General features: G+C 62.4%; 13 protein-coding genes and 3 tRNA genes. All 16 read right to left on the bottom strand.

Translation table 11 applies throughout. From position 1 onward, the window contains the following. Positions 1–98: 98 nt before the first annotated feature. The 16 genes from QMK50_RS03825 to leuB all read right to left on the bottom strand — a co-directional run bounded on the left by QMK50_RS03825 (position 99) and on the right by leuB (position 16859). A tRNA-Asp gene (locus QMK50_RS03825) sits at positions 99–175 on the bottom strand. A 93-nt stretch (positions 176–268) separates the two neighbouring features. Beyond that, positions 269–345: transfer RNA gene (locus tag QMK50_RS03830), tRNA-Asp, on the bottom strand. A gap of 54 nt (positions 346–399) precedes the next feature. Continuing rightward, positions 400–475, bottom strand: a tRNA-Val gene (locus tag QMK50_RS03835). Between the two features lie 168 nt (positions 476–643). Continuing rightward, positions 644–1420, bottom strand: a complete 777-nt coding sequence (locus tag QMK50_RS03840; RefSeq protein ID WP_159996867.1) for an SDR family oxidoreductase — start codon at positions 1418–1420, stop codon at positions 644–646. Beyond that, the gene (locus QMK50_RS03845; RefSeq protein ID WP_320332582.1) at positions 1417–2628 is read right to left on the bottom strand and encodes an O-succinylhomoserine sulfhydrylase; all 1212 of its coding nucleotides are present in this window, start codon (positions 2626–2628) and stop codon (positions 1417–1419) included. The genes QMK50_RS03840 and QMK50_RS03845 overlap by 4 nt, the downstream gene beginning before the upstream one ends. 78 nt (positions 2629–2706) lie before the next feature. After that, positions 2707–4212 (bottom strand): amidophosphoribosyltransferase, encoded by a 1506-nt coding sequence (gene purF, locus QMK50_RS03850; RefSeq protein WP_095171983.1) that lies wholly within the window; start codon positions 4210–4212, stop codon positions 2707–2709. A gap of 41 nt (positions 4213–4253) precedes the next feature. Next, entirely contained in the window at positions 4254–4814 is a 561-nt protein-coding gene (locus tag QMK50_RS03855) for a CvpA family protein (RefSeq protein ID WP_095171985.1), read from the bottom strand. 98 nt (positions 4815–4912) lie between these two features. Continuing rightward, positions 4913–5566, bottom strand: a complete 654-nt coding sequence (locus QMK50_RS03860) for an SPOR domain-containing protein (RefSeq protein WP_159996871.1) — start codon at positions 5564–5566, stop codon at positions 4913–4915. Further along, a complete protein-coding gene (folC, locus tag QMK50_RS03865; protein ID WP_320332583.1) occupies positions 5550–6857 on the bottom strand; it encodes a bifunctional tetrahydrofolate synthase/dihydrofolate synthase in 1308 nt (435 codons plus the stop codon). Before folC ends, QMK50_RS03860 begins: the two co-directional genes overlap by 17 nt. After that, entirely contained in the window at positions 6854–7774 is a 921-nt protein-coding gene (gene accD, locus QMK50_RS03870; protein WP_095171991.1) for an acetyl-CoA carboxylase, carboxyltransferase subunit beta, read from the bottom strand. Before accD ends, folC begins: the two co-directional genes overlap by 4 nt. 272 nt (positions 7775–8046) lie before the next feature. After that, positions 8047–8679 (bottom strand): phosphoribosylanthranilate isomerase, encoded by a 633-nt coding sequence (locus QMK50_RS03875; RefSeq protein ID WP_320332584.1) that lies wholly within the window; start codon positions 8677–8679, stop codon positions 8047–8049. Positions 8680–8742: 63 nt separating this feature from the next. Continuing rightward, entirely contained in the window at positions 8743–9567 is an 825-nt protein-coding gene (gene truA, locus QMK50_RS03880) for a tRNA pseudouridine(38-40) synthase TruA (protein WP_159998870.1), read from the bottom strand. An 880-nt stretch (positions 9568–10447) separates the two neighbouring features. After that, entirely contained in the window at positions 10448–13186 is a 2739-nt protein-coding gene (locus tag QMK50_RS03885; protein WP_320332585.1) for a FimV/HubP family polar landmark protein, read from the bottom strand. A 196-nt stretch (positions 13187–13382) separates the two neighbouring features. Then, complete coding sequence (locus tag QMK50_RS03890; RefSeq protein WP_095171321.1) at positions 13383–14393, bottom strand: aspartate-semialdehyde dehydrogenase; 1011 nt, start codon at positions 14391–14393, stop codon at positions 13383–13385. A gap of 203 nt (positions 14394–14596) precedes the next feature. Further along, entirely contained in the window at positions 14597–15709 is a 1113-nt protein-coding gene (asd, locus tag QMK50_RS03895) for an aspartate-semialdehyde dehydrogenase (protein ID WP_095171322.1), read from the bottom strand. A 67-nt stretch (positions 15710–15776) separates the two neighbouring features. Next, positions 15777–16859: a 3-isopropylmalate dehydrogenase gene (gene leuB, locus QMK50_RS03900; RefSeq protein ID WP_320332586.1), complete on the bottom strand. Its 1083-nt coding sequence runs from the start codon at positions 16857–16859 to the stop codon at positions 15777–15779. Between the last annotated feature and the right edge of the window lie 13 nt (positions 16860–16872).

Genomic DNA, 16872 nt, shown 5'->3' on the forward strand with positions numbered 1-16872 from the left:
TTCGACCAGGGTCTTTGCTATCGACTCGAAACAGACATCGGCATGACCAATGTTTTGCTTCGTAGCACCAAGGCGTTCAGTGGGCCCTGGAGCAGATATGGCGCAGCGGACGGGACTCGAACCCGCGACCCCCGGCGTGACAGGCCGGTATTCTAACCGACTGAACTACCGCTGCGTATCGCTGTGGACTTGCGTCCAGTTAATTCGTCTGACTGTAAAGCTTCGAGGCTTTGCAATCTCAAACCGGGTAAACCCGATCTGGAAAATATGGCGCAGCGGACGGGACTCGAACCCGCGACCCCCGGCGTGACAGGCCGGTATTCTAACCGACTGAACTACCGCTGCGCGTCGGTGGAGGCTTTTCAGCTTCCATCTTGCTTTCGCAAGACTCTCAAGAAGTGGTGGGTGATGACGGGATCGAACCGCCGACATTCTGCTTGTAAGGCAGACGCTCTCCCAGCTGAGCTAATCACCCGTTTGCTTCTCCGAGGCCGCGAAATTTACGCAGATACCGAAGCTAAGTCAATACCCTGATTGAAGTTTTTTTCAAAAACAGCTGAAAGCCACAAGCGGCACGCTCCAAGTCAAAGCAGTGGTGCGCAGGCAGTGACGCCTGCGACCGGCTTTTACTTGTCGCTGCCCTTCACTGCTCGTAGATCATCTTCTTGGTCATGCCGCCGTCGACCACGAACTCCTGGCCGGTGACAAACCCGGCATTGCGCGACAGCAGCCACGCGACCATCGCCGCGACATCTTCGACCGTACCTACCCTGCCCGCCGGATGCTGGGCATGATCGGCATCACTCAATGGTTCGGCACGTCGCGCCGACGGGTCGCGGGCATCGATCCAGCCAGGGCTGACCGCATTGACCCGGACTTCCGGGCCAAGGCTGATGGCCAGGGCGTGGGTCAAGGCCAGCAAGCCGCCCTTGCTCGCCGCGTAGGCCTCGGTGTCAGGTTCCGACTGCCCGGCCCGGGTCGAGGCCAGGTTGACGATGGCACCGTTGTGAGCCCGCAGATACGGCGCACAGTGCTTGGCCAACAACATGGGCCCACTGAGGTTGACCGCCAACACCCGATTCCAGTAGGCCAGGTCGAGGCTTTCCAGGGTGATATTGCGCGGGTCGGCAACCGCCGCGTTGCACACCAGGGCATCCAGGCGCCCAAACTGCCCCAGTACTTCGGCAACGCCCTGGGTCACTTGCTGCTCATCGGCAACGTCCATGGTGATGAACCAGGCATGCTCACCCAACGCCTTGGCAACCTTGGAACCACGCTCACGGTCGAGATCGGTCAGCACCACCTGCCAGCCTTCGCTGATCAACCAGGCGGCAATCCCCAGACCGATGCCGCGGGCAGCACCTGTGACCAGGGCAACCCGGCCATTGCTGCCGCTGGCAGGCGTTGCGATCTCGATCACAAGGCAGCCAGCCCGCGCGCCAGGTCCGCTTGCAGGTCGACCACATCTTCGAGGCCGACGGCAATCCGGATCAGGCTGTCACGAATACCCGCCGCCTCGCGCTCCTGTGGCGCCAGGCGCCCGTGGGAGGTGGTGCTTGGGTGGGTAATGGTGGTCTTGCTGTCACCCAGGTTGGCGGTGATCGAGATCAGCCGGGTGGCATCGATGAAGCGCCAAGCGCCTTCTTTGCCGCCCTTGACCTCGAAGCTCACGACCGCGCCAAAGCCCTTCTGCTGGCGCTGGGCCAACTCGTGCTGCGGGTGGCTCTTGAGGCCGGCGTAATGCACTTTCTCGATGCCGTCCTGCTGCTCCAGCCATTCGGCCAGTTGCTGGGCGTTGGCGCAGTGCGCCTTCATGCGCAGGCTCAAGGTTTCCAGGCCCTTGAGGAAGATCCAGGCGTTGAACGGGCTCAGGGTCGGCCCGGCTGTACGCAGGAAGCCGACGATTTCCTTCATCTGCTCGCTGCGCCCAGCCACCACGCCGCCCATGCACCGGCCCTGGCCGTCGATGAACTTGGTGGCCGAGTGCACCACGACGTCCGCACCGAGCTTGAGCGGTTGCTGCAAGGCAGGCGTGCAGAAGCAGTTGTCGACTACCAGCATCGCGCCCTTGGCGTGCGCGACTTCGGACAATGCGCTGATGTCCACCAGTTCGGCCAACGGATTGGACGGCGACTCGACGAACAGCAGCTTGGTGTTGGCCTTGATCGCCGCGTTCCAGCCGGACAGGTCCGCCAGGGGTACGTAGTCGACTTCGATGCCAAAGCGCTTGAAGTACTTCTCAAACAGGCTGATGGTCGAACCAAACACACTGCGCGACACCAGCACATGATCGCCAGCACTGCACAGGCTCATCACCACCGCAAGAATTGCCGCCATGCCAGTGGCCGTGGCCACCGCCTGCTCAGCGCCTTCGAGGGCGGCAATGCGCTCCTCGAACGCCCGCACAGTGGGGTTGGTGTAGCGCGAGTAGACGTTGCCCGGCACTTCGCCAGCAAAGCGCGCCGCAGCATCGGCCGCGGTACGGAACACATAGCTGGAGGTGAAGAACATCGGATCACCGTGTTCGCCCTCCGGCGTGCGGTGCTGGCCGGCACGTACGGCCAGGGTATCGAACGCTACGCCATCGAGGTCGCTGTCCAGCCGACCGGCATCCCAATCCTGACTCATGCTGTCACTCCTTGCCCTGCTCTTGTCATGAAGAGCCTGTAGTAGATACAAAACCGGCCCCTCAGGGCCGGTAGAAACTCAGTTGTTGTACAGATCGATGATCGCACTGACTGCCTGGGTCTTGACCTTGGAGGCGTCGTTACGCGCCTGCTCGATCTTGTTCAGGTAAGCCTCGTCGACGTCGCCGGTGACGTACTTGCCGTCGAACACTGCGCAATCGAACTTTTCGATCTTGATCTTGCCGCCGCCGACCGCTTCGATCAAGTCAGGCAGGTCCTGATAGATCAGCCAGTCAGCACCGATCAGGTCGGCCACGTCCTGGGTCGAACGATTGTGCGCGATCAGTTCGTGAGCGCTTGGCATGTCGATGCCGTAGACGTTCGGGTAACGCACGGCCGGTGCCGCGGAGCAGAAGTAGACGTTCTTGGCGCCAGCTTCACGGGCCATCTGGATGATCTGCTTGCAGGTGGTGCCGCGCACGATCGAGTCGTCCACCAGCATCACGTTCTTGCCGCGGAACTCCAGCTCGATGGCGTTGAGCTTCTGGCGTACGGATTTTTTCCGCGCTGCCTGGCCCGGCATGATGAAGGTCCGGCCGATGTAGCGGTTTTTCACGAAACCTTCGCGGAACTTCACGCCCAGGTGGTTCGCCAATTCCAGGGCCGCGGTGCGGCTGGTGTCCGGAATCGGGATGACCACGTCGATGTCGTGCTCGGGACGCTCGCGCAGGATCTTCTCGGCCAGCTTCTCACCCATGCGCAGGCGAGCCTTGTACACCGACACGCCGTCGATGATCGAGTCCGGACGCGCCAGGTACACGTGTTCGAAGATGCACGGGGTCAGGGACGGGTTGGTCGCGCACTGACGGGTGTGCAGCTTGCCCTCTTCCGTGATGTAGACCGCTTCGCCCGGCGCCAGGTCGCGGATCAGGGTAAAGCCCAGCACGTCCAGGGACACGCTCTCGGAGGCGATCATGTACTCGACGCCTTCGTCGGTGTGACGCTGGCCGAAGACGATCGGACGGATGCCGTGCGGGTCGCGGAAGCCGACGATGCCGTAGCCGGTGATCATCGCCACGACCGCGTAGCCACCAATGCAACGGTTGTGCACGTCGGTGACGGCGGCGAACACGTCTTCTTCGGTTGGCTGCAACTTGCCGCGCTGGGCCAGTTCGTGAGCGAACACGTTGAGCAGCACTTCCGAGTCGGAGTTGGTATTGACGTGACGCAGATCAGACTCGTAGATCTCCTTGGCCAACTGTTCAACGTTGGTCAGGTTGCCGTTGTGCGCCAGGGTGATGCCATATGGCGAGTTGACGTAAAACGGTTGAGCTTCGGCCGAGGTCGAGCTACCGGCAGTCGGATAACGCACATGGCCAATGCCCATGTGGCCGACGAGGCGCTGCATGTGACGCTGATGAAACACGTCACGTACCAGACCATTGTCCTTGCGCAGAAATAACCGGCCGTCGTGGCTGGTCACAATCCCGGCAGCGTCCTGGCCGCGGTGCTGGAGGACGGTTAGCGCGTCATACAGCGCCTGATTGACGTTCGACTTACCGACGATACCGACGATGCCACACATGCGACGCAACCCCTACTTAATGAAACTGAACTGAACACGACTCACTGCGGCGTTTTCGCCGTCGGCAAGAGATGCTCCTTGAACGGTATGTCAGCGGGTACGCTGATACCGCTGGCCAGCCACTGACTGCTCCACCCCAATATGAGGTTTTTGGACCAGTCTGCAACCAATAGAAATTGTGGCACGAGCCGCGACTCCTGCCACCATGAATCCTGCTGTACCGGGCCCAGGCTCAACAGCCCGACTGCGGTGACCACCAGCAAGGCGCCACGCGCCGCACCGAAGGCCATGCCGAGGAATCGATCGGTCCCGGAGAGGCCGGTGACGCGAACCAGTTCGCCGATAAGATAATTGATCATTGCACCCACCACGAGGGTGGCCACAAACAAGATGGCGCAGCCGGCGATCACGCGGGCCGAAGGTGTTTCGATGTATCCGGCGAGGTACTCGGACAATGAGCCACCAAACATCCAGGCAACGGCTCCTGCGATGATCCAGGTCACCAGCGATAATGCTTCTTTTACGAAGCCGCGGCTCAGACTGATCAAAGCGGAGATGGCGATGATTGCAACGATCGCCCAGTCAACCCAGGTAAATGGCACAGTACAGCCTACAGACGGATAAGGCGGCGCATTTTAGCAGAGCCCATGGCTATCGGTAAGCTGCGATTTTCAGTGCATTTCAAATAGGGACGATCGTTTCAGCCGCGCTCAGGCTGGAAACGCACCACAAAACCCTTGAGGTTCTGTTTGCGGTTCAGCAGGTCACGCAGACGGTCGGCTTCGGCGCGCTCGATCAGCGGCCCGACGAACACCCGATTCTTGCCATCCGCGGTGCGGATATAGGCGTTGTAGCCCTGGCTACGCAGGGTTTTCTGCAGGCTTTCGGCGCTTTCACGATTGGCCAGGCTGGCCAGTTGCACCGACCAGCTGACCGACAGGCCATTGGCATCGACCCGACTCTGGGTGGTGTCAGGCTTGCTGGCGGGCACAGCCGGAGCAGGTACTGGCTTGGGTGCTGGCGGCGGAGTAACTGGCTTGGCCACCACCGGCGCCGCGACGATCGGTGCGCTCGGGGCGACAGTTGGCGTGCTCGCGGCCGGTGCCTGCTCCATGGCAATTTCGGCATCGCTGGGCACAGGCTCCTGCGGCAGCGCTTGTGGCTCGGGAACCACCACCGGCTCGACCTGGACCTGAGGCATGGCCGGCGCCTGTGGTGCGGCCGGAGCCTGGACCACCACCTGGCGCTGTTCATCCTCACGGGAGAACATCATCGGCAGGAAAATCACCGCCAGGGCCACCAGCACCAGTGCACCGACCATCCGCTGCTTGTACGCGTTATCCAGCAAAGCCATCTGCAGCTTCCTCCGTGGAGTGCCGAGCGAGCCATTCAAGGGCCTCGGCGACACAATAAAATGATCCGAACAGCAGAATCTCGTCGTCTGCCGTTGCCTGCGCGCTCTGCCCTTCCAGGGCCTCGGCCACGCTTGCATAGGAGGTCACGGACGCGCCAAGGTTCTGCAACGCGGCCTGTATATCCGCAACCGGGCGGGCGCGCGCAGAATCCAGCGGGGCGACAGCCCAGTGCTGGACACTAGCACTCAATTCACCGACAACTCCATCAAGATCCTTGTCGGCCAGTAATCCGAAGACCGCCAGGCGCCGACCCACCACCGGCCGCCGGGCCAGGCGCTGCGCCAGGTACTCGGCCGCGTGCGGATTGTGCCCGACGTCCAGCATCAGGTTCAGGCGCTTGCCCTGCCAGTTGAACTGACGCCGATCCAGGCGCCCGACCACGCGAGTCGCCTGCAATGCCGCGGCAATCTGCAAAGGCATCCAAGGCAGGTCCAGCAAGGCGTAGGCCTGCAGCGCCAGTGCCGCGTTTTCCATCGGCAGGTCGAGCAATGGCAGATCCCGCAGCTCTAGCGTACGCCCCTGGCCGTCGACACCGCGCCACTGCCAGTGCTGGTCCGTCAGGCCCAGGTCAAAATCCCTACCCCGCAGGAAAAATCCGCAGGCCAGCTCGCGCGCCTTGTCCAGCAGGGGTTGTGGTGGATTGAGGTCGCCACACAGCGCCGGGGCACCGTGGCGGAAAATCCCGGCCTTCTCGAAGGCCACCGATTCCCGGGTATTGCCCAGGTAGTCGGCATGATCGACACCGATACTGGTGACCAGCGCGATATCTGCATCCACCAGGTTGACCGTGTCCAGGCGCCCGCCAAGACCAACTTCCAGAACCACCGCATCCAGACCTGCGCGCTGGAACAGCCAGAACGCCGCCAGGGTGCCCATTTCGAAGTAGGTCAGGGAGATTTCGCCACGGCCCGCCTCCACCGCAGTGAAGGCCTCGCACAGCTGTTCGTCAGTGGCCAACACGCCATTGACCTGCACCCGCTCGTTGTAATGCAGCAGATGCGGAGAATTGTAGACACCCACCTTCAGGCCCTGCGCGCGCAGCAAGGAAGCCACGAACGCACAGGTAGAACCCTTGCCGTTGGTGCCGGTGACCGTGATCACCCGAGGCGCCGGCTTGCCCAGCCCCATCCGGGACGCTACCTCTTGCGAGCGCGCAAGCCCCATGTCGATGGCGGACGGATGCAACTGCTCAAGGTAGGCGAGCCATTCGCCAAGGGTACGTTGGGTCATAGGTTGGCAGGCACCGGCGGAACCACGATTGGCTCGATAGGTGCGGCGACGAACTCAGGCGTCGGCAGGCCCATCAGTTGCGCCAGCAGGTTACCCAGGCGTGGACGCAGCTCGGAACGGGCAATGATCATATCGATGGCGCCGTGCTCCAGCAGGAACTCGCTGCGCTGGAAGCCTTCTGGCAGTTTTTCACGTACGGTCTGCTCGATCACGCGCGGACCGGCGAAGCCGATCAGGGCCTTGGGTTCGCCGACGATCACGTCGCCCAGCATCGCCAGGCTGGCGGAAACGCCGCCGTAGACCGGGTCGGTCAGTACCGAGATGAACGGAATGCCTTCTTCACGCAGACGCGCCAGGACCGCCGAGGTCTTGGCCATTTGCATCAACGAGATCAGGGCTTCCTGCATCCGCGCGCCACCGGAAGCGGCGAAGCAGATCATCGGGCAACGGTGCTCCAGCGCATAGTTGGCCGCACGCACGAAGCGCTCGCCGACGATCGCGCCCATGGAACCGCCCATGAAGGAGAATTCGAACGCCGACACCACCACCGGCATGCCCAACAGGGTACCGCTCATGGAGATCAGGGCGTCTTTTTCACCGGTCTGCTTCTGGGCAGCAGTCAGGCGGTCCTTGTACTTCTTGCCGTCGCGGAATTTCAGACGGTCAACCGGCTCCAGTTCGGCGCCCAATTCGGCACGGCCTTCAGCGTCGAGGAAGATGTCGATCCGTGCACGGGCGCCAATGCGCATGTGGTGATTGCACTTGGGGCAAACATCCAGGGTCTTTTCCAGTTCCGGACGGTACAGCACCGCCTCGCAGGATGGGCACTTGTGCCACAGACCTTCAGGCACCGAGCTTTTTTTCACCTCGGAACGCATGATCGAAGGGATCAGTTTGTCTACTAACCAGTTGCTCATGCTTTCTTTCTCCAGTACCGGCGGCCCGAACGCTCTGGTTCGCAGCCCCGTGTATGCCCTTGAGCTAAATTCATGTGTGCGGCGATGATCGGTACGCTACGGCGGTCAGCACTAGGCCGTGACCTGCCTGCAACGCACTCCATCCTCAGCCATCCAGACAACCCGCGCTTGGGGTTGCCACTTCGGTTCTGGCCCGCCCGAAGGCGACGCCTGCCTGCTGTGTGCAGCGCATGTTTTGTACCATGCAGTGGACGGCGGCAGACTGCCAGCCGTCACATCGTCGCGGTGCTGCTGCGTACGGCCTGCATAAATGCGTGAATCCTTGTGTGATCCTTGATGCCCTTGCCCTGCTCTACCCCACCACTGACGTCCACCGCGTACGGCCGGACCCGGGCAATGGCCTGCGCCACGTTGTCCGGGGTCAGGCCGCCGGCCAGGATAATCGGCTTGCGCAAACCCGGCGGTATCAATGACCAGTCGAAGGCCTCGCCGGTTCCACCGGGCACTCCTTCGACATAGGTATCGAGCAAGATCCCACTGGCACTCGGGTAGGCATCACAGGCAGCGGCGATATCGTCCCCGGCCTTGACCCGCAGGGCCTTGATATAGGGCCGGTGCCAGCCTTCGCAATCGGCCAGGGTTTCATCACCATGGAACTGCAACAGGTCCAGCGGCACGGCATCGAGGATCTCGCCGAGCTCGCAGCGACTGGCGTTGACGAACAAACCCACGGTGGTCACGAACGGCGGCAGCGCGGCGATAATCGCCCGCGCCTGCTGGACCGTGACCGCCCGCGGGCTCTTGGCGTAGAACACCAACCCGATGGCATCGGCCCCGGCCTCGACCGCCGCCAGCGCGTCTTCAATGCGGGTAATCCCACAAATTTTGCTGCGAACGGCTGGCATGTCGGGGGAACCTCAGGGCAAATCCGGGAAAGTCCCGGATGGTAGCAAATGCATTGGCGGGCGTCAGCCGTCAAGTTCCGAGAAGCCGGTGAGGAAATGCGGCCCGATGTAACGCTCTGGCAGCGGGAATTCATCACGGTACTCGACCTGCACCAGGTACAGCCCGAAGGGATGGGCCGTGACCCCGCCGGTGCGGCGAATCCGGCTCTCCAGCACCTCCTTGGCCCACTCCACCGGACGCTCGCCGGTACCGATGGTCATCAGCACCCCGGCAATGTTACGCACCATGTGATGCAGGAAGGCACTGGCGCGAATGTCCAGCACGATCATTTTGCCGTGCCGGGTCACGCGCAGGTGATGGATCTGCTTGACCGGCGACTTGGCCTGGCACTGCCCCGCGCGAAACGCGCTGAAATCGTGCGTACCGAGCAAATGCTGCGCAGCTTCGGCCATGCGTTGCTCATCCAGCGGCCGATGGTTCCAGGTCACTTCCTCGTTGAGGTGGGCCGGGCGGATCTGGTCGTTGTAGATGACATAACGATAACGTCGGGCAATGGCCTTGAAGCGCGCATGGAAATCCGCCGGCATGACCTTGGCCCAACTGACGCTGATGTCGTGGGGCAAGTTGATGTTGGCGCCCATGACCCAGGCCTTCAGCGAACGCTCCACCTGGGTGTCGAAATGCACCACCTGGCCACAGGCGTGCACACCGGCATCGGTGCGCCCCGCGCAATGCAGGGACACCGGCGAATCGGCGACTTTCGACAAGGCCGTCTCGAGGGCTTGTTGCACGGTGGCCACGCCGGAGGCCTGGCGCTGCCAGCCGCGGTAGCGCGAGCCTTTGTATTCGACGCCCAACGCGATCCGGAAAAAGCCGTCGGCCGCCATTTCGGCGGCCGGGTTATCTATATTTGCCAAGGGGTGACAGCCTGCTGATTTACGCTAAGGCGGGCATTATAAGGGTGTGCGCCGGGGATGCCATGTTCGCGCTGTTTTTTGTTTTGCGCTTGCTCACAGTGAAACTGTGGGACCTGGTCGGGCGGATGCTGGATCAGGCCGAGTACATATCCATTTCTTCGGTAATGGCCTCCTATGGTTCCGCCTGACGGCGGCTCACTTTTGAACAGCGCAAAAGTAAGCAAAACGCTCAACCCCACCACTTGGTGCCTCGCTTAGGCTCGGCATGCCCGTACTCCGACATTGATTTGGGGGCCGCCGCAATGGGCCCTCCCTGGCCCAGTGCGGCTAAACCGGCGTCCTGCCGGTTTACCCCCCAAATCAATATCGAAGTACGGCCAGCGTGGTTAACGGGGCGCCCAGGATCAAAAACAAAGCGAGGCGGCCTAAAAGCCGACCTGATCGCTAAAGCATGCGCGGTGTAGCTTCTACTTCCTAAGACGCTGACGAAGTCAGCAATCTTTTGATCTGGCTCTGGCTCTGGCCTGGCTTTGGCTTTGGCTTTGGCTTTGGCTTTTGATCCTGGGCGCCCCGTTAACCACGCTGGCCGAACGCAGGCTTGAAGCCGTGGGTAACCCGGCAGGACGCCGGGTTAGCCGCCCCGCGCCATGGATGGCGCGTGGCGGCGGCCCACGGATTCAAGCCGGAGTGAGGGCACACCGAGCCCAAGCGAGGTGCCAAGTGGTGGGGTAAGAGCGTTTTGCTTACTTTTGCGCTGTTCAAAAGTGAGCCGCCGTCAGGCGGAACCATAAGCCGCCCCGCCCCCACCAACGGATATGCCCACAGGTTTACCGCTTCCAGAGCTACTCAATCACACCAGACGAGCAAGCATCTCCTTGGCTTCGCCTTTCTGTCCGTCGTTGCCCTCGCTGAGGACCTCACCGAGAATATCCCGCGCGCCGTCCTTGTCGCCCATGTCGATGTAGGCCTGGGCCAGGTCCAGCTTGGTAGCGACTTCATCGGTGCCCGACAGGAAGTCGAACTCCGGTTCGTCGTTGTCCATCGCCAGCGCTGCGTCTTCGGCGGTGAAGCTCGGCTCGCCGATAGGCGGATGTTCGAGATCCTCGGCAAAACGGTCCAGCTCAGCGTGAACATCATCCAGGTCGGTGATGAAATCATCCGATGTGGCGGGTGCATCCATCTCATCGGCCAGGGACAGGTCGAAATCCGCCGGCAACTCCAGGTCGTCAGGCGTCACTTCGGCTACCGCCGGCTCCTCGCTGACGGCCAGGTCCTGGGGCTCATCGTCCAGACCCAGGACCGCGGCGTCCTCAGCCAGGACCGACTCCGGTACATCGCCAGCCAGGTCCAGGTCGAAATCCGCCAGGTCGGCCGGGCTTTGCGGCGCCTCAGCCGGCGACTCGAAACTCAGATCGTCGTCCAGCGGGAAGTCTTCCAGGTCGGCAACCGGTTCGGTCGCGACCACGGCCGGCGACACCGCCTCCAGTTCATCCAGACTGAGATCGAAGGCAGCATCGAGGTCGTCATCCAGCGCAACTTCTGCTGGCGCAACTGGTGCCGCAACCGGCTCCTCGGGCTGATCCAGGTCGAGATCAAAGGCGCTGTCGAAGTCATCTTCCAGCGCCGTCACTGCTGCAGCCGGCTCTACTGGCGGGGCGGCCTGTGGTGCGTCCAGGTCGAGATCAAAGGCACTGTCGAAATCATCGTCCAGCGCCGGTTCTTCAGCGCTCGGCGCAGGTTCTTGCGGCTCGTCCAGCAGCAGGTCCTTGACGTATTGCGCATCCAGCTCGGCCGCTACCGCCGCGGCAGCGATACCACCGACTGCAGCGACCGCAGCCATGGCCGGGAAGCGGCTCTTGAGCTCTTCGACTTGTGCAAAGTTCTTGCCATTGGCAACCAACTGGCGTTCCTGCACCACGAACGCATCGCGATCGCCCTGCATACCGTGGACTTCCATCAGCTTGAGGCGCAGCTCGCTGCGTTGTGGCTCTTGCTTGATGCCTTCCTCGAGCAGGCTGGCGGCCTGGTTCAGGCGCCCCTCATCGATATGGGCCTGGGCATGGCCCAGCACGTCGTCCGCCCGCTCGCCGGCCGGCGCCACCAATGGCGCGGCAATCGGCGTGGTCATTACCACCGGGGTAACAACTGCCGCAACGACCGGCGCTGGCGTCGGCGCGGTGGCCAACTTGGCAGTCGGGGCTGGTTCTTCGAGGCCTTCGAAACTGCTCTCCGGCAGATCCTGGTCTTCGTTGAAATCCGATTCCTCGGCCAACGCACGCGCCATGCGCACATGCTTCTCGGCTTCCTGCTGCGCCTTGCGCCGGCGGGCCAGCAGCAACAGCAGCAACGCCAGGACAATCGCGCCACCCCCGATCAGCCCCATCAACAGCGGGCTGGTCAGCAGTTCGTTGTAGGTTTGCTCAGGTGTCGCCTTGGCAGGTGTTTCGCCAGGGGTGGCAGTCGGTACAGCGTCAGTCGCTGCAGGCGCAGTGTCCGGTACGGACTCCGCAGGCAGCGTCTCGGACGCAGCCGCTTCAGGCGTCGCGCCGCCTTCAGCCTGCAACTTGGCCAGTTGATTGTTCTTCAGTTCGATCAAGCGTTGCAGCTTGTCCATCTGGCTTTGCAGGTCGGCCACGCGGCTTTTCAGCTCGGCATTGTCGCGCCGGGTGGTGTCCAGGCTTTCCTGGGTCACCGCCAGTTTGTTACTGATGCCCTTGCTGTCGCCGACCGCGCCTTTACCGGTGTTTTTGCCCGACTCGGCCGAGACCAGGCTCAAGCTGTCGCGGGCCGCACCCTGCGCCGCGGCAGCGTCAGGTGCACGACCGGTGGCATCCAGTTGCTGGGCCTGGGTCCGTGGCACATACCGACGGCCCTGGCGCCAGGCCTTGTTCTGCGCAGCCACTTCGGCAATGGCCTGGGTCTGCGGCAACTGGGTGATTTGCGTGGCATCCGGCAGGCGCAGGACCTGCCCGGCCTTCAAGCGGTTGATGTTGCCATCGATGAATGCATCGGGGTTCAACGCCTGGATCGCCAGCATGGTCTGCTGGATCGAACCGCCGTTGCGTGCCTTGGCGGCGATTTCCCAGAGGGTGTCGCGGGCCACGGTGGTGTGTTGTGCTGTCGCCCCGGTGACTGGTGCATTGATCGCCGGCGCGGCTTGCCCGGCAGCCTCGGCCGTTTGCGGCGAAAACTTGGACGGGTCGAGCAGCACGCTGTAGTCGCGCAGCAGGCGGCCGTTGGGCCACATCACCTGGACCAGGAACTTGACCATGGGTTCGGACAATGGCTGGCTGGAGGTCACCCGCAGAATGCTCTTGCCATTGGCATTGAGCACCGGGGTAAAGGTCAGGTCATTGAGGAACGCCTGGCGATCCACGCCGGCCTTGGCGAAGTCATCGGCTGAGGCCAGGCTCGGCACCACTTCGGCCACCGTCAGGTCCTTGACATCGAGCAACTCGATCTCGGCCACCAACGGTTGGTTCAGGGTCGACTTCAGGGTCAGTTCCCCGAGCCCAAGGGCATGCGCCATACCGGAGGACAGCGCCGAGGCGGCCGCTATTGCTAACACCAGTTTGCGAACTTGAACCATAGCCTCATCCTTTGTTTGAACATTCCTCGGCCAGCGAGAAGGTGTTGTTTGTCGCTGCCACAAGGCATTGCGCACAGGCCTCGGATGAGGCTGTACGCGATTATTTCACTGACACGCCAGGGAGCCCCCGCAGGCGCTCCGCTTGCAAGCATAGCGCTCAGCTAGAATCATTCTGAAAATTGTTGCCAAGTATCTTTTACACAAGGGCTTTTATCAACAACTCGGCCACTTGCACCGCGTTGAGCGCTGCGCCTTTGCGCACGTTATCTGACGTCAGCCACAAATTAAGTTCCGTCGGGTCGTCGACCCCGCTGCGAACCCGACCGACGTAGACCACGTCCTGGCCAACCGCATCGCCGACTGGAGTCGGGTAATCGCCCGCCTCCACCAGCTCGACACCCTCGGCAACCTCCAGTGCAGCGTTCACCGCCGCCAGGTCAACCGGCTTGGCCGACGCCAGGGTCACGCTAAAGCTATCGCCAAAAAACACCGGGGCTTGAACGCAGGTTACGGAAATTTTCAATGCAGGCTGTCCGAGGACCGCACGCAGTTCGTGGACCAGGCGTTTTTCCAGCAGGGTGTGGCCTTGAGCATCCGGCGTGCCGACCTGGGCCAGCAGGTTGAATGCCATCTGCCGATCAAAAAAGCGCGGCTCCAATGGACGCACATTCAACAGCTCGGCGGTCTGCCGGGCCAACTCGGTCACCGCCTCGCGGCCCTGGGTGGACACAGCCAGGCTGGCGGTCAGGGTCACGTGCTGCACATCCAGCAGTTCGCGCAACGGCGCGAGTACCACTGCCAGGGTGGTGGCCGAGGCGCTCGGGCTGCTGACCTGGAACGGTTTTTTCAGGCTGGCCAGCACTTGGGCATTGGCCTCCGGCACCACCTGGGGCGCCTGCTCGGCCGGCAAGGCTCCTGACAGATCGATCAGCGAGCAGCCGGCGGCCGTCGCACGCGGGGCAAAGCTCAAGGTGACCGCTGGGCCTGCGGCGAAGAACACCAGCTGGACTTTGCTGAAATCAAACTCATCGACCTCCCGCACCCGCACGTTCTTGCCACGAAACGGTACCGAATGCCCGGCCGATTCGCTGCTGGCGAGCAGGTGCAGGTTAGCGATCGGGAAGTCGCGTTCTTCGAGAATCTGGACGAGGGTTTCGCCGACAGTACCGGTGGCGCCGACAACGGCGATATCAAAGGACTGGCTCATGGTTCTACCTCAGGCGAAACGGGGGGAGCGGCACTTTACCGGGTGGGTGGCGCACAGGCAATTATGCAGTGTCTGTATCGACTCCATCGCGGGCAAGCCCGCTCCCACAGGGTTCAACGCATGCCCGCGATGACGGACTTTCGGTCGGCAAAAAAAAACCCGCGCCTCTCGCAAGGCACGGGTTCTTTCACAACTTCAACCGATCAACGTTCCAGCAGGATCCGCAGCATGCGCCGCAGCGGTTCGGCCGCGCCCCACAGCAACTGGTCACCGACGGTGAACGCGCCCAGGTACTGGGTGCCCATGTTGAGCTTGCGCAGACGGCCAACCGGTACATTCAGGGTGCCGGTGACCTTGGTCGGGCTCAGCTCCTGCATGCTGCTGTCGCGGTTGTTCGGCACCAGCTTGACCCATGGGTTGTGCTGGCTGATCAAGCCTTCGATATCGGCGATCGGCACGTCTTTGTTCAGCTTGATGGTCAGCGCCTGGCTGTGGCAGCGCATGGCGCCGATCCGCACGCAGATACCGTCCACCGGGATCGGGCTCTTGAAGCGACCGAGGATCTTGTTGGTCTCGGCCTGGGCCTTCCACTCTTCACGGCTCTGGCCGTTCGGCAGTTCCTTGTCGATCCACGGGATCAGGCTGCCGGCCAGTGGTACACCGAAGTTCTCGGTCGGATAGGCGTCGCTGCGCATGGCTTCGGCCACACGGCGGTCGATGTCGAGGATGGCGCTGGCCGGGTTGGCCAGTTCATCGGCAACCGCGGCGTGGGTCGCGCCCATCTGCTTGATCAGCTCACGCATGTTCTGCGCACCGGCACCAGAGGCCGCCTGGTAGGTCATGGCGCTCATCCACTCCACCAGACCGGCTTCGAACAGGCCACCCAGGCCCATCAGCATCAGGCTGACGGTGCAGTTGCCGCCGATGTAGTTCTTGGTGCCCGCATCCAGCTGCTGGTCGATGACCTTGCGGTTGACCGGATCCAGCACGATGACCGCGTCATCCTGCATGCGCAGGCTGGAAGCGGCATCGATCCAGTAGCCCTGCCAACCGGCTTCACGCAGCTTGGGGAAGACTTCGCTGGTGTAGTCGCCACCCTGGCAGGTCAGAATCACGTCGAGGGTCTTGAGCTCTTCAATGCTGTAAGCGTCTTTGAGCGGAGCAATATCCTTGCCCACGGACGGGCCTTGGCCACCGACATTGGAAGTGGTGAAAAACACCGGCTCAATGAGATCGAAATCCTGCTCTTCCAGCATCCGCTGCATGAGCACGGAACCGACCATACCGCGCCAACCGATCAGACCTACACGTTTCATCGCAACTACACCTTTTACAAAAAGTGGGCTCGCTTGCCGGCATCAGCAACAAGCGGGGCCCGAGAGATTACAGATTCCGCAGCGCCGCGACTACTGCGTCGCCCATTTCCTGCGTTCCGACTTTGGTGCAACCGGTCGACCAGATGTCGCCAGTGCGCAAGCCCTGGTCCAGGACCAGGCTGACCGCCTGCTCGATGGCATCGGCCGCCGCTTGCTGGTTGAAGCTGTAGCGCAGCATCATCGACACCGACAAAATGGTCGCCAGCGGGTTGGCAATGCCAAGGCCTGCGATGTCCGGCGCCGAGCCGTGGCAAGGCTCGTACATGCCCTTGTTGTGGGTGTCCAGGGACGCCGACGGCAGCATGCCGATGGAGCCGGTGAGCATCGAGGCCTGGTCGGACAGGATGTCGCCGAACATGTTGTCGGTAACGATCACGTCGAACTGCTTGGGTGCACGCACCAGTTGCATGGCGGCGTTGTCGACATACATGTGGCTCAGCTCGACCTCAGGGTAATCCTTGGCCACCTGCTCGACCACTTCACGCCACAGTTGGCTGGACGCCAGCACGTTGGCCTTGTCCACCGAGCACAGCTTCTTGCCACGGACCATGGCCATGTCAAAACCGACACGGGCAATCCGGCGGATTTCGCTTTCGCTGTACGGCAGGGTGTCGTAGGACTGGCGCTCGCCGTTTTCCAGGGTGCGGGTGCCGCGTGGCGCGCCGAAGTAGATGCCGCCGGTCAGTTCGCGAACGATCAGGATGTCCAGGCCGGCAACGATTTCCGGCTTCAGGCTGGAAGCCTCGGCCAGTTGCGGGTAAAGGATCGCCGGACGCAGGTTACCGAACAGGCCCAGTTGCGCACGGATTTTCAGCAGGCCGCGCTCAGGGCGGATGTCACGCTCGATGGTGTCCCATTTCGGGCCGCCCACGGCGCCCAGCAGTACCGCGTCGGCCGCGCGCGCACGCTCCAGGGTTTCGTCCGCCAGCGGTACGCCGTGCTTGTCGATGGCCGCGCCGCCGATCACGTCGTGGCTCAGTTCCAGGCCCAGGGCGAACTTGTCGCTGGCCAGCTCCAGCACCTTGACCGCCTCGGCCATGATTTCCGGACCAATACCGTCGCCTGGGAGAATCAGAATCTGCTTGCTCATGGGTTCCTCATGT

The sequence above is a fragment of the Pseudomonas sp. P5_152 genome, assembly GCF_033989915.1.
Taxonomy (GTDB): Bacteria; Pseudomonadota; Gammaproteobacteria; order Pseudomonadales; family Pseudomonadaceae; genus Aquipseudomonas.